Origin of the sequence: Sphingobium sp., from assembly GCF_049304695.1 — a bacterium.
GTDB lineage: Bacteria > Pseudomonadota > Alphaproteobacteria > Sphingomonadales > Sphingomonadaceae > Sphingobium.
The window spans coordinates 218,240-238,678 of sequence record NZ_JBAQOK010000093.1; the positions used below are offsets into that span (position 1 = coordinate 218,240).

A 20,439-nucleotide genomic window follows, 5' to 3' on the forward strand; every position below is an offset into this window, starting at 1 on the left:
TGCAATGACGGGCGATCCCATGACGGACTCTTCCGATCCTGCCGGATCGCCCTTTGCGCCGCCCGTAAAGCGCAGCGTAACGATCGCGGGTCATCAGACCGCAATCAGTCTTGAGCCAATATTCTGGGACGCCCTTCGCGCGGAGGCGCAGCGGCAGGCGCTGCCGCTCAACGCCCTGATCGCCAATATCGACCTCGCGCGCATGGGCGTGGCTTATCCTCCCAACCTGACCAGCGCCCTACGGTGCTGGCTGTTCGAGCGTATTTTACACGGCGATAATAGTAATTACTCGCAATAATATTTGACTCTGCGAAGGACTCGCAATAGCAGCGCCCTCGACAAATAGGGGGATCTGAACCATGTCCAAATCTGCATCCATTCCATCCTTTCTGGCGCTTGGTTGCGTCGGCGCGATGGCGTTCGTCGCCAACGCTCATGCGCAGGACAGCCAGTCCGGCGCGCGTCTGGGCGGCATGACCGTCACCGACACTGCGATCGACGAATCCGAAATCAAGGTGGATAAGGCAGCGTCGCCTAAATATACCCGCCCGCTGCTCGACACGCCGCAGACCATCACCGTCATCGGCAAGGCAACGATCCAGCAGCAGAACCTGCTCACCCTGCGCGACGTATTGTCCACAGTGCCCGGCATCACATTCGGCGCGGGCGAGGGCGGCTTTGGCTATGGCGACCGCATCATCCTGCGCGGGCAGGACGCCAAGAATGACGTGACAATCGACGGCGTCCGGTCCGGCGCGTTCGTCAACCGCAATGAAGTCTATAATATCGAACAGGTCGAAGTGACCAACGGTGCGAATTCGGTCATGAATGGCGGCGGCTCCGTCGCTGGCACGATCAACCTCGTTACCAAAAAGCCGCTGGCCGACGACCAGACCGTGCTGAATGCTGGCATCGGCACAGACAATTATTACCGCGCGACCGTGGACACCAACAAGCGCATCAACGATCTGATCGCGGTGCGCATCAACGCGGTCTATCATGAAAACGACGTGCCCGGCCGCGATGTCGAGGATTATAAGCGCTGGGGCATTGCACCCGCCATCACGATCGGCATCGACGGGCCGACGAGCCTGACCATTCAGGGCGAATATCTGGATGACAAGGCGATGCCGCAATATGGCCTGCGCTATTATGCCAACAATGGGGGTTTCCTGTCTGATTTTGATCGCGAAGGCTATTATGGCTTTGCCAATCTGGACAAGCAGAACAGCAAGACCCGCTCGCTCCAAACCATTTTCAGCCATGCCTTCAGCGACACGCTGAAGATCCGCAACCTGACCCGTTATGAAAAGATCACGCAGAACACCGTGACCAGCCAGCCAACCGGCACTTTCTGTCTGGCATCGACCGGCCGTCAGCCGATGGACATTAACGGCGTCAGCGCGGCTTGTCCGGCGACTGTTCCGGCGGGCTATTATCTGCCCACTGGCGGGCGCGGGACGGAACGGTTCATCAATAACGAGACCGCCTATAACCAGATCGACCTGAGCGCCGATTTCGACACTGGCGGCATCGGTCATACGCTGGTGTTGGGCGGGTCTGCCCTGTGGGAACGGTATGACCAGACGTCGGGCGCGCTACCGCGCAATGCTGACGGATCGACCCCCACATTCCCGCTGGTCAACATCGCCAATCCGGGCGAGGTCGTCGCAGGCCCGACCGGCTTCACCTATGGCAGCAACGTCTATACCGGCCCGATCAACTTCATGCGCGCCAGCCATGCCATCGGCGAACAGACAAGCTATGCCGCCTATCTGTTCGACACGATGAAATTTACCGACTGGTTCGAAATTAACGGCGGCGTGCGCTATGAAAAAGTGAAGGGTTTCAGCCGCACATTCGCCTATAATACTACGGCGATCGGCTTGCCCGCACTCGGCACGCTCACGTCTGTCACAACGCCGCCCCGCACTAACGACAATCTCTTCTCCTATCGCGTCGGCGCGGTCGTGAAGCCGACGCCCAACACCAGCCTCTATGTCGCCTATGGCAACAGCAAACTGCCATCCAAGGCATCGGTGGATGGCACCTGCACCGTTGCCAACGCGGCCGGTGGCAGCGGCACCTGCTTCGTGAAGCCGGAAACGACCAAGAATTACGAAATCGGGGCCAAGGCCGACCTGTTCGACAGCAAGTTGCTGCTGACGCTGGCCGCATTCCGCAACGATCGCGACCAGATCAAGGTCGTGTCGGGTGATCCCACGCTGCCGGATCAGGCGACGGACGGGTTCCAGCGGGTTGAGGGCATTTCCTTCGGCGCGTCGGGTAACATCACCAGCAACTGGACGATCTCTGCAAATTACATGTATCTCAAAAGCAAGATCAAGCAGGGCGTGTCCGATTACTGTCTGGCCAATCCGGGCAAGGTCGATCCTGCTGCGGGCACCTGCGCCAACAGCGCGGCCTTCCCCGATCCGACCGCTGGCTATGCGCTGACCAACACGCCCAAACATTCAGGCAGCCTGTTCACGACCTATCGCTTCGGTTTCGGTCTGGAACTGGGCTATGGCCTGACCTATCAGGGCAAGTTCCTGCTGAACCAGCCGTCGCTCGCCCAGCTTACGGCCGGAACCTATGTCGGTTACAATGTGCCAAGCTATACGATCCACCGTTTCATGGCGAGCTATCCGATCACGGATAAGCTGAAGGCGCAGATCAACGTTCAGAACTTTACCAACGAAAAATATGTGACGACGGTGCGCAACGCCATTGGAGGAAGTTGGGCGCAGCCTGCGCCCACGCGCTCGGCAGTGTTCAGCCTGAACTATATGTTCTGATGCTTTAGCACCCGGAATCCCCGGCCCGTCCCTGTCGGGGCGGACGGGCGGCGATGCAGCTTCCATGACCATCCTCCTCGGTCGACCCGCTGCAATTGCCGCCCGTCCACTCTTTGTTTGTAGATGATGTAATATCGCAATTGATTCGCATTATGGTTCGCGGTATCGCGCTGGGGACTGGATGACGCAAAGGAGGCGCTGTCATGCTGCACGCCGTAAGCAGACCCAATGACGATCTGCTGCCTGACATGGATCAGGAGAGTACGGCCATGTCGCCCCTGCGCCCGCCGGTGCCGACTTTCTCGCTGCCCACCGATCGCTATGGCGTAAAATCGCGCCCCAATATTCCCGTCATCATCCTGATCGTCATCATCCATGCGATCGCCCTTGCCGCATTGATCCAGGTGCGCAGCCATGTCCTGCGCGTACAGGCGACGAAGCTGACAGTCGTCAATCTGTCGCCTCCACCGCCACCGGCGTCCGAAACACCCCCCCCACCGCCGTCCACGCCGCAAGTCGTCGCCCCCCCACCGATCGTGCGGACACCTGCGCCGCCCGTGCCCGTGCAGACCACGCCAGTTCCAACTCCCATCCCCGTGCCGGTTGCGGCCGCGATCGCGCCGACTCCTTCCGCCGTCCCGGCTGCGCCGCCAGCGCCGCCCAGCATGGTGCAGGGCGGCGACCTTGGTACGCAGATGGTTAGCGGCAAGCCGCCCCGCTACCCGATCGACAGTCGCCGCAAACGCGAGCAGGGCACCGTCGTGATGACCCTGACGCTCGGAGTGGACGGCGCAGTGGAAACGATCGCCGTAACGCAGAGCAGCGGCTTTTCCCGGCTCGACAACGCTGCGCGCGACGCCGTGAAGGGTTGGCGCTGGAAGCCGATGCTACGCAACGGGCAACCCGTGCGGGTTAAGGGCGTGGTCGAAATCCCCTTCGTCCTGCGCAGCGATGCGGCCTGACAGATAGCTTTTCATTCATGCTGATCGCCATTCCCGACCTGCTTGACGCCGCTGGCGTTGCCGCCGTCCGCGCGTTGATCGACGATGCCGACTGGGTAGACGGCAATGTCACGTCCGGTCCGCAATCGGCGATGGCCAAGCGCAACCTGCAACTGCCCGAAGACGCCCCCGCCGCACAGCAGGCGGGAGCAGCGATACTCGACGCGCTCAGCCGTTCGCCGATCTTCATTGCCGCCGCCCTGCCTTTCAAGATTTTTCCGCCGCTTTTCAACAGCTATGCGGGCGGGCAGGCGTTTGGCGTGCATGTCGATAATGCGATACGGATTCAGGCGGGCACTGGCTTTCGCGTGCGGTCCGATCTGTCGATGACGGTCTTTCTGGAAGAACCGGACGCCTATGACGGGGGCGAACTGACGATCGAGACGCAGTTCGGCGTCCAGCAGGTGAAGCTGCCTGCCGGACATGCCGTGCTCTACCCGTCCTCTTCCCTGCACCGGGTCGAGCCGGTGACACGCGGGCGGCGGGTGGCCAGCTTCTTCTGGCTGCAATCGATGATCCGGGATGATGCTGCGCGGCAAATGCTGTTCGACCTCGACCGCAGCGTGCAGACGCTGGCTGGCGAACTGGGACATGGCAATGGCGAGGTCATTCGCCTGACCGGCGTTTATCACAACCTGTTGCGCCGCTGGGCCGAAGGCTGACGTTCTCCGGCACAGGCTGCAATCGGATCAGTCCAGCATCGCCGCGAGCGCCGGGGTCATATGCTCCATGCCTCGCCCGTCATCGCGCATCACCAGCCGCGCGGCCAGGCCATGGCGCGTGGCGAGTGCCATGCCCCGATCCGGCCCCAGCACCGTAATGGCCGTTGCCCAGGCGTCGGCCATCATGGCACGCTCATGCAGGACGGTGACGGACGCGACGCCGTGATCGATGGGCGCTTGCGTCGCAGGGTCGATGCTGTGCGACAAACGCCGCGCGCCTTCCATGCGATAACGGCGATAGTCGCCCGACGTGGCGACGGATTGGCCGCACAGTGCGATGCGCAGGATTGGCACCGACAGGCCAGTGGGGGCTTCGACATCGACCCACCATGGTTGGATGTCGGGCTTTATTCCTTGCCCACGCAATTCGCCGCCGATCTCGATGAGGAAATTGTCAGCTTCCAGTGCGCGCAGCGTGTCTGCCACCGCATCCACGGCAAATCCCTTGGCGATGCCGGAAAAGTCCAGCGCTATGTCGGCACGGCGACGGGCAGCGTCGCTCGTGACTTCGATTGCCTGCCACGGTGAGGTTGCGACCATAGGCGCGGTGGAACGGACGGAAGGGCCAAAGCCCCAGCGATCGACCAGATGGCCCATGGCAGGGTCGAACGCGCCGCCCGACAAGCGCGCCATATCCAATCCAGCGCGTAACACCGTCAGCATATCCGGGGGCAACGGCACCCACTGGTCGATCGGCGCGCGATTGAAGCGGCTGATGTCGGAATCTGTTTCCCAATTGCTCATCTGCGCGATGATCCGCGCGATCGTCGCCAGAATCGCCGCCTCGGAACCTTCGGGCGGATCGACGATCCGGGCGGACCAGTTGGTGCCCATCGTCGGCCCGCCCAGCGTCGCCACGCGCCCGAACCGCTGTCGCCCGGCGCATAGTGCGGGCGACAGGGCAGGGGGGATGGCGATGCGGACGGGATGCGTCAGGGGGCCAGCACTTCCAGCGTGCTGATATAGCTGGCGCGCCGCTGTGGCGGACCTGCGGGACGCGGCGGACGTTGGCCGCCTTCCGTCCCAGCAGGCGCAGCGCCTTGCGCAGCGGGGCGCTGGCCACCTGGACCGCCGGGACCGCCTTCGCCGCCGCCTTCACGGCCACCGCCGATGCTGGCGTTCAGCCAGTACATGCCGGGCGTCGGCCAGGTGATCGCGACCTTGCCATCCTTGTCGGTGACCAGATCCATCTGGTCCAGCGCGTCGCGATAACGGATGCCGCCGGGGATCACCATGACCTTCAGGCCGCTGGCAGGCTTGCCGTCGAGCAGGAACTGGAAGGTTGCCGCCTCGCCCGACACCAGATCGTTGGGATGAGTGACGGGGACCAGTTCGATGCCCGAACCTGTCGGTTTGAAAATGCCGTTGCTGGGCGCGCCCAACGTCACGAAAATTTCGTTGCGGCTGGACATTTCGGCGGTCTGCACGTCCGTCGCACCAGCGGGGATGACGCTCGCCAACTTGTCTTTCGTGGTGCCACGCGGCAACCGCTCCTGCTTGCCGTTCAGCATATAGCTGCCCATGACACCAGTGGACGCGTTGGCGATGCGATAGGTGCCTGGCTGTGTCAGGTGAACGTCGAAAGTGGAGCGATATTTGCCCGTGGCGGCATTCTCGATCCTGCCTGCGCTGCCGTCCGGCTGGGTCACGGTGATGCCGTCGGTGCGCATCGGGACATGTTCGAAATAAAACAGGTCGTTGGATACCGCTGCATCGACAGTCACCCAAGTGTCGGTGCCCGATAGAGTGGTGGAGGATGGCATCATCCATTGGCGATGCGCCTGCGCGGTGGCGGGCAGCATCAGGGCGGCGAATGCGCCCGCGATCAACAATCTGGCCTTCATGATTATCATCCCCTTATTTTGTGAAGTTCAGCGCTATTGCGCCCAATTCGGTGCTGCCCTGCGCCTTCGCGCTCGCGCCCGGCTTTGGCGGCCAGGCGAAAGGCAGGCGAACGACTTCGCGACCACCCACTTCGCGCGCGGCCTCCACGATCAACGTGTAATTGCCTGCGGCCAGCGTGCCGAGCGGGCCTTTGCCAGCGGTGAAGGCGATCTTGTTATCGCCCGGCGCACGGGTTGCGCCGGTCACGCCATCGGCGGGAAAGTTCATCGTCCGGCCTGATGCGCGCCACCACTGGCGCACGTCGCGCAGCCATTTGGTGCCTTCGCCCTTCGCCTTGTCATAATCATACCAGACCGACAGGGTGCGCGGCGCCGCGCCTTCCTTCTCGATCCAGATGGCGACATAGGGGCGATGATATTCGGCAACCGACAGGCGGGGCAGGCCGACGGACAGCGTCATCGTCTGCGCGCCGACAGGCATGGCCAGCCCGCCTGCCGCACCCATCGCCGCCGTGCCGGTCAGCAGTGCCCGATAGCGGATCTGCATAATCTTTCCCCCTTTTAGTGAATGAAGACGATGGCCAGGACCGCCGGAATGGCCAGGCCGATGGCGACCAGCGGCCAGGTGCTGGGCCGTTTCTTGGAATGAAGCTGCAAAAGCAGCAGGCCGGTCAGGGCGAAGAGGAAACAGGCGACGGCGAAAATGTCGATGAACCATTTCCACACCACGCCCGCGTTCCGGCCCTTGTGCAGATCATTGAGGTAGCTGATCCAGCCGCGGCTTGTCGCTTCGCTAGTAACCTTGCCATTGTGCCGATCAATGGACACCCACCCGTCGCCGCCGGGGCGGGGCAGAGGCAAATAGATTTCGTCGGCGGACCATTCCGCCTCGCCTGTCCCACGCCCTCCGATTGCGGTCGCCACCCAGGTGGCGACAGGGGCAGGCAGCGGCTTCTTCACGTCTGCCGCATCGTCGGGCGCGACCAGCCGTCGCAGCTCGGCGGGCAGCACCGCGCTTTTCTCGACCGTCTTGGGCGATCCCTCGACATCGGCGGCGTGGTTGAGCGTGATTCCGGTAAAGGCGAACAGCAACAGACCGATCAGGCTGACGGCGGAACTGATCCAGTGCCAGCTGTGCAGCTGCTTCATCCAGAAGGACTTGGCACTCTTCTTTTTCTGCGACTGGATGCGGGTGGTGCCGTGCATGGGAGAGCAAATACGTCCTGCGGGATGAGGTAGACGCCCCATACCGCGAACGACTCGCATTTGCAAACAGGCTGGGCGACGAAAAATTGTATCAAGATGTCGCGGCGGATTGTGCCGCTAACTGTCCGGTTCGTTCAGGGCGATGTCCATGTCAGCCAGCGCCAACCGCAACAGTTCAGCCATCGTCGCGCGCGCCGCCGCCGTGTCGCGCGCAGCGATTGCTTGGAACACCGCGAAATGGTCGGGCAGGGGGTCACGCGGCAACAGCTTCTTGCGATGCTTGAAGGTCGTGGTCCAACTGACCGCCGCCCCGACCGAACTGGCCAGCGATTCCAGCGCGTCATTGCGTGTCGCAGCCAGGATCATATTGTGGAAACGCTGGTCAGCCGCGCGGCCTTCCGGTGTGGACAGGCCATAACGCCCCATCTCCGCCAGTGCAGCTTCCATCACCCCCAGTTGTTCGTCGGTGCGTCGTCGTGCGGCAAATTCCGCCGCCGCCGGTTCGATCACGCCGCGCAGTTCGAACAGGTCGCGAATGAAGGCGGGGTCCGGTTCGCCTGCAAACATCCAGCCGAGCATTTCAGGGTCCAGCAGGTTCCATCGGTTGCGCGGCAGCACGCGGGTGCCCGCCTTGGGCCGACTTTCCAGCACGCCCTTGGCCACCAATATGCGCACCGCTTCGCGGTAGGCCGTGCGCGATACGCCCAGACGTTCGGACGCTTCGATCTCGCCTTCGAACAGGTCGCCGGGCTGGTGCTTGCCGGTCAGGATGGCAGTGCCAATGTCGCGCGCGATCGTTTGATGGATGCGAAGCGCGCTTTCTTCCGGTCGATGTGTCCGCGCGCTGCCCAAATCCTGTCCCCTGTTTTAATCCTCGAAAGCCGTGGTAGGGCAATGGCGGCCGCAAAGGAAGGCGTCAGCCACCAGGCGCAGCGGAGCGGTATCCACGTCGATGGCCCTGTCCCCGACCAGATCGACGAAGCGGCGATACATGGCCGGATATTCCTCGTCTGGTGCCTTCATCTGGATTTCGCCGTCCAGCCGCAATGTGTTGCCGCCTTCCGAAAGAAGCAGGCTGCCATTGTCGGTCTCGACCGCGATGTCCCAGGTTTGTGGTCCTGTCTGACGCCAATCAAACAAAGCGTCGATCGGCGCGCCCGATGCGGTCGCCATGGCGATAGCCGCCCCGATCGGCGCGTCCTTGTTGACTGGCACTTCCAGATTGGCCGACAGGACGGTTACGGGTTCGGGCACGATTTCCGTCAGGATGGACAAGGCATTGATGCCCGGATCGAACACGCCGAAGCCGCCCGCTTCCCATATCCACGGCTGGCCAGGATGCCAGTGGCGAACATCTTCGCGCCACTGGATCGATATGCGCTCGACCTTGCGTTGCGCAATCCATGCTTTAGCCTGCGCGACGGCGGCGGCATAGCGGCTGTGCCAGCTGGCATAGAGAGTCACGCCCTGTCGCCGTGCCAGTGCGATCAGCGCATCGACTTCTGACACGGTCGCGCCGGGCGGCTTTTCAAGAAATACATGCTTGCCCGCCAGCAACGCCTGCCGCGCAGCGGCGTAGCGGACCTGTGGCGGCTGACACAGGATGACGGCATCGACACCGCTGTCGCCTGCCAGCATCGCGCCGAGGTCGGGGTAGTTGTCCACCCCATCCCCCCGCGCGTTGCGGCTGGCGACGGCGATCAGGTCGATGCCGTCCGTTTTGGCTATCGCGGGCAGGTGCTGATCGCGCGCGATTTTACCCAGCCCGACCAGACCCGCCCGGATCGTCATGCTGCGACCGTCAGCTTGCCGTCCATCCGACGGGTCAGACCCCATGGGTTGGCGTCCTGCAACGCGGCTGGCAGCAGCGCGTCAGGCACGTCCTGATAGCAGACGGGACGCAGGAAGCGCATCATTGCCAACGTGCCGACCGATGTCGAACGGCCATCGGCAGTCGATGGGAAGGGACCGCCATGGACCATGGCATGGGTCACTTCGACGCCGGTGGGCCAGCCATTGGTCAGGATGCGGCCGACCTTGCGCGACAGCACCGGCAACAGTCTGGCGGCGTCGTCATTGTCAGCCGCAGTCAGTTGCAGCGTGGCGGTCAACTGACCTTCCAGACCGGCGATGGTCGCGATGACCTCCTCGATGCTGGAACAGCGGATCAGCACCGACGAGGAGCCGAACACTTCTTCCGCCAACACGGGGTTGGACTTGAAGGTGGCAGCGTCGGTCGCAAAGAAGGCGGCCTGCCCACGGTTGCAGCCTTCCGGTTCCGTGCCGCGCGCGACGGTGGTGACGCCATCGGCACCGACCAGCGCTGCAACGCCCTTTTCATAGGCGTCGTGGATGCCCGGCGTCAGCATGACCTGCGGCGCTGCACCCGACATCGCCTGCGCTGCGGCGGCAACGAAGGTGTCGAGATCGGGACCATCCAGCGCGATCACCAGACCCGGATTGGTGCAAAACTGCCCCGATCCCATGGTCAGCGAACCGACGAACGCCGTGCCCATCGCTTCGGCCCGCTCGGCCAGTGCGCCGGGCAGCAGCACGACCGGGTTGATGCTCGACATTTCGGCATAGACCGGAATCGGCTCGTTGCGTTCGGCGGCGATCTTCATCAGCGCCACGCCACCGCCGCGCGATCCGGTAAAGCCGACTGCCTTGATGCGCGGATCGGCGACCAGCGCGCCGCCCAACGCCCGGTTCGCGCCGGGCAGGTAGGAAAAGACGCCTTCGTGCAGGCCGCATGCCTTGACCGCTGCCTGAATGGCGCGGGCGACCAGTTCGCCGGTGCCTGGGTGAGCGCTATGCCCCTTGACCACCACGGGCGATCCAGCGGCGAAGGCCGACGCCGTGTCGCCGCCCGCGACCGAGAAAGCGAGCGGGAAGTTGGACGCGCCGAACACGCCGACCGGACCGACCGAATGGTTGACGCGGCGCAGGTCCGCACGCGGCATGGGCGCGCGGTCGGGCATGGCAGGGTCGATGGTGGCGTCGAGCCAGTCGCCCAGCCGCACATAGCTGGCGAACAGCCGCAACTGGCCCACGGTGCGGCCACGCTCACCCTCCAGACGGGCGCGGGGCAGGCCGGATTCTGCCATGGCGGTTTCGATCAGCAGGTCGCCGATGGCGACGATATTGTCGGCCACGGTTTCCATAAAAGTCGCGCGAGCGTCAGGCGTCAGCGTCGAAAAGCTGTCGAACGCTGCATCGGCCAGCCTGGTCGCTTCTTCGACGTCGGCGGGCATGGCGCTGGAAAAGGCGACGTCGCCCTTCGCCCCGGTCGCCGGATTGATCGCGTAGAAAGGCTCACCACTGTTGCGCTCGCTCGCGCCGATGAGGATGGCTCCGTTGAACATAGATGTTCTCCTGAAAATGTCGTTGGGGGTCTGTCTAGACCATCACGCCGGATCGAACTGACCATTCTGTGATGCGCGCGATGCTGAAAATGGAATGATCGGGGGCAGCCATATAGATGGTCCGCCGCCCCCTTTATTCAATGTGCCTGATCAGTGATTGTCGCGCGGCAGGCCCATGGTCTGCGCGATGCGCTGATATTTCTCCGCGCCTTCCAAAATCGCGCCGGTGTTCATTTGCCCGACGACCGATCGCTGGATTTCCTGCCAAGGCGTTTGCGAAGCGGGATATTGGAAGCCGCCAGCGGCCTCCAGCTTCACGCGGCGGTCCTGCAATTCCTCGTCGGATATCAACACGTCCACCGTGCCGGTGTTCAGGTCCATGCGCACCCGGTCTCCGGTCTTCAGCAGCGCCAGACCACCCATCGCCGCCGCTTCGGGCGACGCGTTCAGGATGGACGGGCTACCACTCGTGCCCGACTGACGCCCGTCGCCGATGCAGGGCAGGGCGCTGACGCCTTCGGTGATGAGGTAGGAAGGCGGCCGCATGTTCACAACCTCGGCAGCGCCGGGATAGCCGATCGGCCCCGCGCCGCGCATAAACAATAATGTGTTGGCGGTGATGCCGGTCGCCGGATCGTCGATGCGATGATGATAATCTTCCGGCCCGTCGAATACGACCGCCGGACCTTCGAACGCATTGAGATCGTCCGGGTTCGACAGATAGCGGCTACGGAATTCTTCGCTGATGACGCTGGTCTTCATGACCGCCGCGTCGAACAGATTGCCTGACAGTACCAGGAAGCCGGCTTCCTCGACCAATGGCTGCGCGAAGGGACGGATGACCTTTTCATCCTCGATTTCCACACCCCGGCAATTGTCGCCCATCGTCCTGCCATTCACGGTCATGACGTCTTCGTGGATCAACCCCTGCTGCATCAGCTGCGACACCACGGCGGGGACGCCGCCTGCGCGATAATAATCCTCGCCCAGATATTCGCCCGCCGGTTGCAGGTTGACGAGCAGCGGGATCTTGTGACCCACCGTCTCCCAATCCTTGAGCGGCAGTTCGACGCCCATGTGACGGGCGATCGCGGCCAGATGGATTGGCGCGTTGGTCGATCCGCCGATGGCGCTGTTGACCATGATCGCATTGTGGAATGCGTCGCGCGTCAGGATGTCGGAGGGTTTCAGATCCTCATGCACCATTTCCACGATCCGCTTGCCGGTGCGCCATGCCACTTCCTGACGGTCGCGGTAGGGGGCGGGGATGGCGGCCGAACCCGGCAGCATCATGCCCAGCGCTTCGGCCAGACTGTTCATCGTCGATGCCGTACCCATGGTGTTGCAATAGCCAGTCGACGGCGCGGACGACGCAACCAGCTTGATGAAGCCCTCGTCGTCGATCTTGCCAGCGGCCAGTAGTTGCCGACCATGCCACACGATCGTACCGGACCCGGTGCGTTCACCCTTGAACCAGCCGTTCAGCATCGGGCCGACCGACAGCGCAATCGCAGGAATGTTCACAGTGGCCGCCGCCATCAGCAGCGCAGGCGTCGTCTTGTCGCACCCCGTGGTCAGCACCACGCCGTCGAGCGGATAGCCATAGATCGCCTCTACCAGCCCCAGATAGGCCAGATTGCGATCAAGGCCAGCCGTCGGCCGCTTGCCGGTTTCCTGAATCGGATGGACCGGAAATTCCAGCGCGATGCCGCCCATTTCGCGGATGCCCTCACGGACGCGCTCGGCCAGCACCAGATGATGGCGGTTGCAGGGCGACAGGTCGCTGCCGGTCTGCGCGATACCGATGATCGGCTTGCCGCTGCGCAATTCCTCCAGGCTCAATCCGAAGTTGAGATAACGTTCCAGATAGAGCGACGTCATGTCGACATTGTCTGGATTGTCGAACCATGCGCGACTGCGCAGCTTCGGGGCGGGCTTGGACGAATCGCTCATTATGGCATCCCTGCAAAGAAAGGCGTGGCGCGTTGACGCGCTTGGCGACCCTGATATACTCATACAAATGAAAAGTTCAAGAACTCCTGAAGAGATGTTAAGAGCGCCATCATGTATGAAGACAGGGACAGATGTTCATGCCTTATAGGGTGATCGGCGACTGGGGGACGAGCCGCCTGCGCCTGTTCCGGGTCGAATATGACTGCATTGTCGCACGGCGGGTCGGACCCGGAATCGGTACTGTCGGGTCAGAGGCCGAAGCGGCCTTCGCGCAGACCATCGCTCCCTGGGTGGCGGACGGCCCACCGCAGGACATAGCCCTGTGCGGCATGGTCGGTGCGCGCGACGGATGGGTGGAGGCGCCCTATGCGACCTGCCCGGCTGATCGGGATATATGGCGATCGGCGGCGGTGCGCTTCGACTGGAACGGCGCGCCGCTCGCCATCATGGCGGGTCTGGCCTGCATCGGCGACGACGACATTCCCGACGTGATGCGGGGCGAAGAGGCGCAGATTTTCGGCGCGATCGCACTGGACCCTGCACTCGGGCGGGGGCGTCATCTCATCATCTTGCCCGGCACGCACAGCAAATGGGCGCTGGTGGACGATGGGCGGATCGTCAACTTCCGTACCGTACCCACCGGCGAACTGTTCGCTTTGCTGCGGGATCGCTCGACGCTGGGGCCAAAGGACGCGACCGGTGACGCAGGCCAAGAGTCGGCAGGCTTTGACGAAGGATTGGCGCGTGCGGGCGATGGCCGCCCGCTTACGTCACTTTTCGCCGCCCGGTCGATGCGACTACGCGCCGGGCGTTCGGCCGACTGGGCGCTGGGCTATCTGTCGGGCCTTTTGATTGGTGGCGAAATCGTGGAAACCCGCGCATTGCTGAGTGGCGGGGATGGGGTAACTCTGGTCGGCGATGCGGGCCTTGCCGATCGCTATGCCCGTGCGCTTGATGCGCAGGGTGTCGCGGCGCGGCGGCTGGACGGCGACGCCTGCGCGCTCGCAGGCCTTGGATTTACAGGAGAGATTGCGGCATGACGATGGACGAACTGCTGGCCGATGGCGCACCGCCGATCGCCGCAATCCTGCGCGGTATCCGCCCGGATGAAGCGCTGGACGTTGCCGCCGCGCTGGTCGAATCGGGCGTCCGCATCCTCGAAGTGCCTTTCAACTCGCCCGACCCGCTCGACAGCATCGCCACGATGCAACAGGCGTTCGGCGACCGCGCGATTATCGGCGGCGGCACGGTGCTGAGTATCGAGGCGGTCGAGGCGCTGCATGGCGTGGGCGGGCGCATCATGGTGACGCCCAACACCAACCCGGCGGTTATTGCGCGCGGTGCGGCGCTCGGTCTCGACCTGCTGCCCGGCTTCATGACTCCCAGCGAAGCCTTCGCCGCGATCGAGGCTGGCGCACGCCGGATCAAACTCTTCCCCGCCGCCCGCCTCGGCCCTGCTTATGTCAAGGCGGTCAAGGATGTGCTGCCCCGTCATGTTGGCGTCTGGGCCGTAGGCGGCACCGGCGCCGACACGGTCGGGGAATGGCTGGGCGCTGGATGCGAAGGCATAGGCGTCGGCGGCGCGCTCTACCGCCCCGGCGACGATGCGGCGACCGTTGGACAACGCGGACGGGATCTGGTCGCCGCATGGAAAGCGACACGGGCTTAGGGCGATTTGTCCACGCACAGCCCGCGCCGCTCCTCTTGAAAGGCGGTAAACATCGGCGCATGGACCGGGCATGACCAAGTCCGCCTTTTCCGCTTCCGCTCGTCCAGCCCCCCGCGCCATCGCGCGCTGGCTGTTGGCCGTCGCATTCCTCGTCTTCCTGATGGTGGTCGTAGGCGGCATCACGCGCCTGACCGAATCGGGACTGTCGATTACCCAGTGGAAGCCGATCACCGGCGCTATTCCCCCGCTGACCCATGCGCAGTGGATGGAGGCGTTTCGCCGCTACCAGCAGATCCCCGAATATCGGGCCATCAATCAGGGCATGAGCCTGTCGGATTTCCAGTTCATCTTCTTCTGGGAATGGCTGCATCGCCTGATCGGGCGGTTGATCGGGGTCGCCTTCGCGCTGCCGCTCATCTGGTTCGCCTGGAAACGTGCGATCCCGCAGGGCTATGGCCTGCGCCTCGTCGCGCTACTTGCCCTGGGCGGATTGCAGGGGGCGATCGGTTGGTGGATGGTCAAGTCCGGCCTGTCTGTCCGCACCGATGTCAGCCATTATCGGCTGGCGGTGCATCTGCTGACCGCACTCTTCATCATCGGCGGCCTGATCTGGACTGCGCTCGACCTGTTCGCGCTCGCCCGCCATTCCTCCGCACGGCCCGCACGCCTTCGTCCGCTGGCGATCGGCGTGCTGCTGCTTCTGTTCGTGCAGTTGATGTTCGGCGCGTTCACCGCCGGGCTGGACGCGGGATATGTGTCCAGCACATGGCCGTTGATGAACGATCATCTGGTGCCGCAGGGTATTCAATGGCTCGGTTCGCTCTGGGCGACGGTCTCCAGCGATCCCTATCTCGTTCACTTCATTCACCGCTGGTGGGCGTGGGTCGCGGCCGGGGCGCTCATCCTGCTCGCACGAAAGGCCAGGCGCGCGGGCCAGCGCGGCCCCTCCATCGCCATCAACGCGACAGTCGGCACGCAAATCGCTCTGGGCATCGCGACCGTTATCAGCGGCATCGCCCTGCCGATCGCCGTGCTGCATCAGGCGGTTGGCGCGTTGGTCGTCGCGTCTGCCGCATGGGCCGCGCATGCAGTGGGCGCGCGCCGATAGATTCGGTGCGTTTTCCAGCGTCAAATCGACGCGGGTATCATTTTACCCGTCAGCAAAGCCGCCGAATCTCTTGACTTGCGCCCCTCCTACGGTCATTAGCGCCCCACTTCCGAACATCCATAGGGGCGTTCGGGTCTTTAATTCTGTCTGGAGATTGGCACCATGAAGGCGCTGATGAAGACCACGAAGTCGGCAAACCCGGCGAACGTGGAAAAGAAATGGGTGCTGATCGACGCGGAAGGTCTCGTCGTCGGCCGTCTGGCTTCGACCGTCGCAAACATCCTGCGCGGCAAGCACAAGACCAGCTTCACTCCCCACGTCGATTGTGGTGACAATGTCATCATCATCAACGCTGGCAAGGTGAAGTTCACCGGCAAGAAGCTGACCGACAAGATCTATTACAAGCATACCGGTTATGCCGGTGGCATCAAGGAAACCACGCCTGCCAAGATTTTGGAAGGCCGTTTCCCTGAGCGCGTGCTTGAAAAGGCCATCGAGCGCATGATTCCCCGTGGTCCGCTGGGTCGCCAGCAGATGCGCAACCTGCGCGTATTCGGCGGCGCCGAGCATCCGCATGAAGCCCAGAACCCCGAAGTGCTCGATTTCGCATCGCGCAACCGCAAGAACAAGGTGGGTGCATAATGTCCGATAACCGCCAGTCCCTGTCCGATCTCGCGCAGATCGCCGCCGACGCCGCAGCCGCTCCGGTTGCAGCGCCCGCCGCTGCCGAAGCTGCGCCCGCCGCCGTTTCGACCGAAGCAGAAGCGCCCGCCGCGCCTGTCGCGCCTCCGGTATCCACCATGCCGCTGCGTGAGCAGGAAATCGACGCTCAGGGTCGTGCCTACGCCACGGGCCGTCGTAAGGACGCCGTCGCTCGCGTCTGGGTCAAGCCCGGTTCCGGCAAGATCACTGTCAACGGTCGCGATCAGGAAACCTATTTCGCCCGTCCTACCCTGCGTCTGGTCATCAACCAGCCGTTCGGCGTGACCGAGCGTGTCGGTCAGTATGACGTGATCTGCACCGTCAAGGGCGGTGGCCTTTCGGGTCAGGCCGGCGCGGTCAAGCATGGCATCGCCCAGGCGCTGACCAAGTACGAACCTGCGCTGCGCAGCACGGTCAAGGCCGAAGGCTTCCTGACCCGCGACAGCCGCGTCGTCGAACGTAAGAAGTACGGCAAGGCGAAGGCCCGCAAGAGCTTCCAGTTCTCGAAGCGCTAACAGCTTCGTTACAGAGAATTTGAAAAGGGCCGGGCAACCGGCCCTTTTTTATTGCGTAAAGATCCTCCAGTTTGAAGGGGAGGTGGATGGCCGAAGGCCAGCCGGAGGGGTGTCCCCCTTTCACGGAAACAATCCATCCGAACTCACCCCGTCACCGCTCGCCGACTGGCCACCCCCATCATCGCAACGCCAGCGATCGATGCGACGATGTTCGCCGCCGCCGCTCCGACCGTCCCGTACAGCGGCAAGAGCGCTGCCTGTAATCCCAGCAGCAACAAGGTCGAGGCAAAGGTAATGCGCAACGACAGTCCCGCCCGGTCAGTCGCCATCAACAGCGGGCGATAGCTGACCCCGATCAGTTCGATGCACGCCGACACGCCCAGCAGCAGCAGCAGCGGATAGCCCGGCAGAAATTCCGGCCCGGCGATGAACCCAAGCAACGGCCGCCCGATCGTCACGATCAGCGCGATGATGACCGCACCGGCGATCAGCGCCAGTCGGTTGGTGCGTCGGAACAACAGGCCCAGCGCCTCCGTCCCCTGCGCATGGCTGCGCGACAGTTCGACAAAGATGCTGCGCGAGAGCAGCCCGGAAATCTTGGTCAGCGAGTTGGCCAACTGGTTGGCGAGGCGATAGAGACCCGCACCGGTCGGCCCAACGAACAGGCCCACGATCAGCACCGCGACCTGCTGCCCCACCGACGACAGCGTGGTTTGCAGGTTGGTAGCGGTCAGGAAGCCGACGATGCCCGGATTTTCAGCACGCGCATCCCATGCCCGACCCGCCCGCCAGCGCCCGATCCGGTCCCGCCCCACCCGCAATGCCAGCCACCAGTAAGCCACCGCGCACAGCAGTTCCGCCGCGCCCCAGGCGATCAGATAGCCGGTGATCGTCGGCATCAGCGCCAGCGCCATAAGCGCCCCGATCATCCGGCCGACCGGGATCATCGTTTCGGCAAAGGCGGCCGAATCGAACCGATCGAACAGGCGTAATATGCCGGTCGGGCTGGACCGGATGGTAATCATCATCACCATGCAGAATAGCCACGCCTGCAACCCCATTCCCGGCGGCAGGGCGAGCAGGTCGCCAAGGAGCAGAATGATGGCGGCCGCCACCACGCCCCCTGCAACCGCTGAAGCCAGGTCGATCAGGATGCAAAAACGCAGCACGCGGTTGAGCGCATCGCCATCGTCGCGGGCCAGATGCATCTGGCCATAGCGCACGATAATCTGCCAGCTATCGAAACTGACCACCGTCTTGATGACCGTCGCGGCGCTCAGCACCAGTGCGAACCGCCCGAAATCGGCCACGCCCAGCGTCCGGGTGACGATGGCGAGATAGGCGATGGACAGGAGCGCGCCCACACCCTTGCCCCCCAGCAACCATCCGGTATTGGCCAGTATGCGGGAAAACCCGTCCTGCGCTGCGCCGGGTTTGCGTTTGAACTTCATCCTAGTCCTTCAACCCGTCGTGAGACATGCCATTTACGCCCGTTGGTTTCTCGACTTCGCTCGAAACGAACGGACGGATATATCGCGCTCTGCCTTAGGCGCTGCGAACGCTGACTTGAAGCCGCCTTTTTTCGGCCAAATTCCGCGTTTGTCCGGCGCGATTTCCGAGCCGTCAGATGTTCCATCTGACTTGAAATCGCTCTAAAGCCCCTCTCATGACCATCACCAAAGCCATCATCCTGTCCGCAGGTCAGGGTTCCCGCCTGTTGCCACTGACCCGCGACGTGCCCAAATGCATGATCGAACTGAACGGCCGCACCCTCATAAGCTGGCAGGTCGCGGCGCTGGTCGCCAATGGCGTGACTGACATCGTGGTCGTCACGGGATTCCGCACCGAACGGGTCGAGGATCATGCGCTGCAACTCTATCGCGAAACCGGCGCCCGCATCCGCACGGTCTTCAACCCCTTCTTTCAGGTCGCCGACAATCTTGGCACCTGCTGGATCGTGCGGGAAGAGATGGACCGCGACTTCATCATCCTGAATGGCGACACCATCGTGTCAGATGGGATCGTGGCAAAACTGATCGCGGGCGCGCAGGATGCCGTGACGGTCACGGTCGATGTAAAGCCGGGCGATTATGACGATGATGATATGAAGGTGAACCGCGATGACAGCGGCCGCCTGCACCATATCGGCAAGCGCCTGCTGCCCCCCGACACCAATGCCGAATCCATCGGCATGCTGGCTTTCACCGGCGAAGGCCCGGCGATTTTCCGCAGCCAGGTCGAACAGATGATGCGCACGCCCGAAGGCGTCGAGCGCTGGTATCTGCGCGCCATCGACATCATCGCCAAGGGCAACCGCGTCGGCACCGTGTCGATCGAAGGGATGGAGTGGCAGGAAGTCGATTTCCCACAGGATGTCGAGGACGCCATGGCATTGACCGCCAAGTGGGTGGAAGAGGGGCGATACGGCGCATAAGCCGCCCGCCCACGCGCCAAGCCGAAGTTCACGATGTCGTGCGACTTTTCGCGCCGTTTTCGTCCGTGAAGCGACAACCAAGCGCCGTTGAGGGGACAACGACGCACCGATCGGGTCACATCCCCGCGCGCCAGACGCGCCATCGACGCGCCATCGACGTAACGGCGATGCGTCGGGCTGCGTTGGCCGGTCGTAGGGTGGCGTCAGGTGCTGCATCCATGAGGATAGATCAGAAGAAATCCTACATTGGAAGCTGCTGGCATAAGCGGTCGGCGTTAAATCCTCCCCTGCAAGGGGAGGTGGCAGCACGCAGTGCTGACGGAGGGGTGTCACCCTATCGAGAAGGCTACACCCCTCCGTCTGACCTTGCGACCATCCACCTCCCCTTGCAGGGGAGGATGCGGACGCGACCAGCTTTTGTCGCTTATCCTCGTCATCCCAGCTAAGGCTGGGATCTCTCTTCTTGTCACGCGGTAGAAAAGCGGGATCCCGGGTCAAGCCCGGGATGACGATGAGGAAGAGCGATGGAAAGCGCCCAGAGTTGGACGATCCCGCGCAACAGCGTATGTTTGCAAACGCATCTTTGGGAGAGGCCTGATGAAATCCAGCCTGATGGTCTCGATTATTATAACGTCAGTTGCGTTGGGGTTGTCCCCATCAGGCCACGGGCGTCCACTGCGCGAAGCAGCCTTGATGACGGAGGATGAAAAATATCGGTTCGATCAGCAATCACCGACTGTCCAAAATGCTATTCTCAAAAATCTAAAAAGCGCAAAAATCTGTATTGCCGCTTACGCGCAAAAAGATGGCGTCAAGGAAGCCAAGATTGCCGTTAAGTCACCGCAGCCTCGATTTTACACGGCCGGTTCTTATGGCGTTATTTTTCGGCAGACGGTGCCAGGGGTCAAAGATTGCGTACCGACGTTTGAGGCGGTAAACGATAGCCTCATTTTCAGACGACTGCCTGAATCCATCTCTCGGGCATCCTTTCTGACCATAGAATGGCAATGCGCAGATGCCGCTACACGATATGCCGCTATGTTCAACCAAACCCTTGCCGCCATGAGGCCCGAGTTATTGCAGGCCGCTTGTCCTGCTGGAAAGCGAGCCGGGAAATAAGCG

General features: G+C 62.9%; 20 protein-coding genes. 11 read left to right on the plus strand and 9 right to left on the minus strand.

The window, feature by feature from the left end:
• Positions 1 to 4: 4 nt before the first annotated feature.
• The 4 genes from WA070_RS18580 to WA070_RS18595 all read left to right on the plus strand — a co-directional run bounded on the left by WA070_RS18580 (position 5) and on the right by WA070_RS18595 (position 4,461).
• A complete protein-coding gene (locus WA070_RS18580) occupies positions 5 to 298 on the plus strand; it encodes a ribbon-helix-helix domain-containing protein (RefSeq protein WP_422635381.1) in 294 nt (97 codons plus the stop codon).
• 61 nt (positions 299 to 359) lie between these two features.
• Complete coding sequence (locus tag WA070_RS18585; protein ID WP_422635382.1) at positions 360 to 2,798, plus strand: TonB-dependent receptor; 2,439 nt, start codon at positions 360 to 362, stop codon at positions 2,796 to 2,798.
• A 269-nt stretch (positions 2,799 to 3,067) separates the two neighbouring features.
• Positions 3,068 to 3,760, plus strand: a complete 693-nt coding sequence (locus WA070_RS18590; RefSeq protein WP_422635501.1) for an energy transducer TonB — start codon at positions 3,068 to 3,070, stop codon at positions 3,758 to 3,760.
• A 17-nt stretch (positions 3,761 to 3,777) separates the two neighbouring features.
• Positions 3,778 to 4,461 carry a Fe2+-dependent dioxygenase gene (locus WA070_RS18595; protein ID WP_422635383.1) on the plus strand — a complete coding sequence of 228 codons (684 nt, stop codon included), beginning with the start codon at positions 3,778 to 3,780 and terminating at the stop codon, positions 4,459 to 4,461.
• Positions 4,462 to 4,488: 27 nt separating this feature from the next.
• Here the strand turns inward: WA070_RS18595 and WA070_RS18600 are convergent, their stop codons facing one another.
• The 8 genes from WA070_RS18600 to WA070_RS18635 form a co-directional block, all read right to left on the minus strand.
• Positions 4,489 to 5,355 (minus strand): FAD:protein FMN transferase, encoded by an 867-nt coding sequence (locus WA070_RS18600; protein ID WP_422635502.1) that lies wholly within the window; start codon positions 5,353 to 5,355, stop codon positions 4,489 to 4,491.
• 98 nt (positions 5,356 to 5,453) lie between these two features.
• Positions 5,454 to 6,365 carry a DUF4198 domain-containing protein gene (locus tag WA070_RS18605; RefSeq protein WP_422635384.1) on the minus strand — a complete coding sequence of 304 codons (912 nt, stop codon included), beginning with the start codon at positions 6,363 to 6,365 and terminating at the stop codon, positions 5,454 to 5,456.
• A gap of 13 nt (positions 6,366 to 6,378) precedes the next feature.
• Positions 6,379 to 6,912: a DUF2271 domain-containing protein gene (locus tag WA070_RS18610; protein WP_422635385.1), complete on the minus strand. Its 534-nt coding sequence runs from the start codon at positions 6,910 to 6,912 to the stop codon at positions 6,379 to 6,381.
• A gap of 14 nt (positions 6,913 to 6,926) precedes the next feature.
• Complete coding sequence (locus WA070_RS18615; protein ID WP_422635386.1) at positions 6,927 to 7,571, minus strand: PepSY-associated TM helix domain-containing protein; 645 nt, start codon at positions 7,569 to 7,571, stop codon at positions 6,927 to 6,929.
• 117 nt (positions 7,572 to 7,688) lie between these two features.
• Positions 7,689 to 8,423 carry a FadR/GntR family transcriptional regulator gene (locus WA070_RS18620; protein WP_422635387.1) on the minus strand — a complete coding sequence of 245 codons (735 nt, stop codon included), beginning with the start codon at positions 8,421 to 8,423 and terminating at the stop codon, positions 7,689 to 7,691.
• 15 nt (positions 8,424 to 8,438) lie between these two features.
• Positions 8,439 to 9,362 carry a Gfo/Idh/MocA family protein gene (locus WA070_RS18625; protein WP_422635503.1) on the minus strand — a complete coding sequence of 308 codons (924 nt, stop codon included), beginning with the start codon at positions 9,360 to 9,362 and terminating at the stop codon, positions 8,439 to 8,441.
• On the minus strand, positions 9,359 to 10,936 hold the full coding sequence (locus WA070_RS18630; protein WP_422635388.1) for an aldehyde dehydrogenase (NADP(+)): 1,578 nt from the start codon (positions 10,934 to 10,936) through the stop codon (positions 9,359 to 9,361). The genes WA070_RS18625 and WA070_RS18630 overlap by 4 nt, the downstream gene beginning before the upstream one ends.
• 150 nt (positions 10,937 to 11,086) lie before the next feature.
• Entirely contained in the window at positions 11,087 to 12,889 is a 1,803-nt protein-coding gene (locus tag WA070_RS18635) for an IlvD/Edd family dehydratase (RefSeq protein WP_422635389.1), read from the minus strand.
• Positions 12,890 to 13,026: 137 nt separating this feature from the next.
• On the opposite strand from WA070_RS18635, the gene WA070_RS18640 reads away from it, so the two are divergent.
• The 5 genes from WA070_RS18640 (at position 13,027) to rpsI (ending at position 16,883) form a co-directional block, all read left to right on the plus strand.
• Positions 13,027 to 13,929, plus strand: coding sequence for a 2-dehydro-3-deoxygalactonokinase (locus WA070_RS18640; protein ID WP_422635390.1), 903 nt, complete (start codon positions 13,027 to 13,029; stop codon positions 13,927 to 13,929).
• Positions 13,926 to 14,558: a 2-dehydro-3-deoxy-6-phosphogalactonate aldolase gene (locus tag WA070_RS18645; RefSeq protein WP_422635391.1), complete on the plus strand. Its 633-nt coding sequence runs from the start codon at positions 13,926 to 13,928 to the stop codon at positions 14,556 to 14,558. The genes WA070_RS18640 and WA070_RS18645 overlap by 4 nt, the downstream gene beginning before the upstream one ends.
• A 70-nt stretch (positions 14,559 to 14,628) precedes the next feature.
• Positions 14,629 to 15,666, plus strand: a complete 1,038-nt coding sequence (locus WA070_RS18650; RefSeq protein ID WP_422635392.1) for a COX15/CtaA family protein — start codon at positions 14,629 to 14,631, stop codon at positions 15,664 to 15,666.
• 162 nt (positions 15,667 to 15,828) lie between these two features.
• The gene (gene rplM / locus WA070_RS18655) at positions 15,829 to 16,308 is read left to right on the plus strand and encodes a 50S ribosomal protein L13 (protein WP_422635393.1); all 480 of its coding nucleotides are present in this window, start codon (positions 15,829 to 15,831) and stop codon (positions 16,306 to 16,308) included.
• Complete coding sequence (rpsI, locus tag WA070_RS18660; protein WP_422635394.1) at positions 16,308 to 16,883, plus strand: 30S ribosomal protein S9; 576 nt, start codon at positions 16,308 to 16,310, stop codon at positions 16,881 to 16,883. Before rplM ends, rpsI begins: the two co-directional genes overlap by 1 nt.
• Before the next feature lie 143 nt (positions 16,884 to 17,026).
• On the opposite strand, the gene WA070_RS18665 is transcribed toward rpsI, so the two are convergent.
• Positions 17,027 to 18,334: a lipopolysaccharide biosynthesis protein gene (locus tag WA070_RS18665; protein WP_422635395.1), complete on the minus strand. Its 1,308-nt coding sequence runs from the start codon at positions 18,332 to 18,334 to the stop codon at positions 17,027 to 17,029.
• Between the two features lie 215 nt (positions 18,335 to 18,549).
• On the opposite strand from WA070_RS18665, the gene WA070_RS18670 reads away from it, so the two are divergent.
• A complete protein-coding gene (locus WA070_RS18670) occupies positions 18,550 to 19,317 on the plus strand; it encodes a sugar phosphate nucleotidyltransferase (RefSeq protein ID WP_422635396.1) in 768 nt (255 codons plus the stop codon).
• 597 nt (positions 19,318 to 19,914) lie between these two features.
• Positions 19,915 to 20,436, plus strand: a complete 522-nt coding sequence (locus tag WA070_RS18675) for a hypothetical protein (RefSeq protein ID WP_422635397.1) — start codon at positions 19,915 to 19,917, stop codon at positions 20,434 to 20,436.
• The last annotated feature ends 3 nt before the right edge of the window (positions 20,437 to 20,439 follow it).

Bases quoted from the DNA above. Each gene is read 5' to 3' on its own strand.
- WA070_RS18580 (WP_422635381.1), top strand. From the start codon at position 5: ATGACGGGCGATCCCATGACGGACTCTTCCGATCCTGCCGGATCGCCC.
- WA070_RS18585 (WP_422635382.1), top strand. From the start codon at position 360: ATGTCCAAATCTGCATCCATTCCATCCTTTCTGGCGCTTGGTTGCGTC.
- WA070_RS18590 (WP_422635501.1), top strand. From the start codon at position 3,068: ATGTCGCCCCTGCGCCCGCCGGTGCCGACTTTCTCGCTGCCCACCGAT.
- WA070_RS18595 (WP_422635383.1), top strand. From the start codon at position 3,778: ATGCTGATCGCCATTCCCGACCTGCTTGACGCCGCTGGCGTTGCCGCC.
- WA070_RS18600 (WP_422635502.1), bottom strand. From the start codon at position 5,355: ATGGGCACCAACTGGTCCGCCCGGATCGTCGATCCGCCCGAAGGTTCC.
- WA070_RS18605 (WP_422635384.1), bottom strand. From the start codon at position 6,365: ATGAAGGCCAGATTGTTGATCGCGGGCGCATTCGCCGCCCTGATGCTG.
- WA070_RS18610 (WP_422635385.1), bottom strand. From the start codon at position 6,912: ATGCAGATCCGCTATCGGGCACTGCTGACCGGCACGGCGGCGATGGGT.
- WA070_RS18615 (WP_422635386.1), bottom strand. From the start codon at position 7,571: ATGCACGGCACCACCCGCATCCAGTCGCAGAAAAAGAAGAGTGCCAAG.
- WA070_RS18625 (WP_422635503.1), bottom strand. From the start codon at position 9,362: ATGACGATCCGGGCGGGTCTGGTCGGGCTGGGTAAAATCGCGCGCGAT.
- WA070_RS18630 (WP_422635388.1), bottom strand. From the start codon at position 10,936: ATGTTCAACGGAGCCATCCTCATCGGCGCGAGCGAGCGCAACAGTGGT.
- WA070_RS18635 (WP_422635389.1), bottom strand. From the start codon at position 12,889: ATGAGCGATTCGTCCAAGCCCGCCCCGAAGCTGCGCAGTCGCGCATGG.
- WA070_RS18640 (WP_422635390.1), top strand. From the start codon at position 13,027: ATGCCTTATAGGGTGATCGGCGACTGGGGGACGAGCCGCCTGCGCCTG.
- WA070_RS18645 (WP_422635391.1), top strand. From the start codon at position 13,926: ATGACGATGGACGAACTGCTGGCCGATGGCGCACCGCCGATCGCCGCA.
- WA070_RS18650 (WP_422635392.1), top strand. From the start codon at position 14,629: ATGACCAAGTCCGCCTTTTCCGCTTCCGCTCGTCCAGCCCCCCGCGCC.
- rplM (WP_422635393.1), top strand. From the start codon at position 15,829: ATGAAGGCGCTGATGAAGACCACGAAGTCGGCAAACCCGGCGAACGTG.
- rpsI (WP_422635394.1), top strand. From the start codon at position 16,308: ATGTCCGATAACCGCCAGTCCCTGTCCGATCTCGCGCAGATCGCCGCC.
- WA070_RS18665 (WP_422635395.1), bottom strand. From the start codon at position 18,334: ATGAAGTTCAAACGCAAACCCGGCGCAGCGCAGGACGGGTTTTCCCGC.
- WA070_RS18670 (WP_422635396.1), top strand. From the start codon at position 18,550: ATGACCATCACCAAAGCCATCATCCTGTCCGCAGGTCAGGGTTCCCGC.
- WA070_RS18675 (WP_422635397.1), top strand. From the start codon at position 19,915: ATGAAATCCAGCCTGATGGTCTCGATTATTATAACGTCAGTTGCGTTG.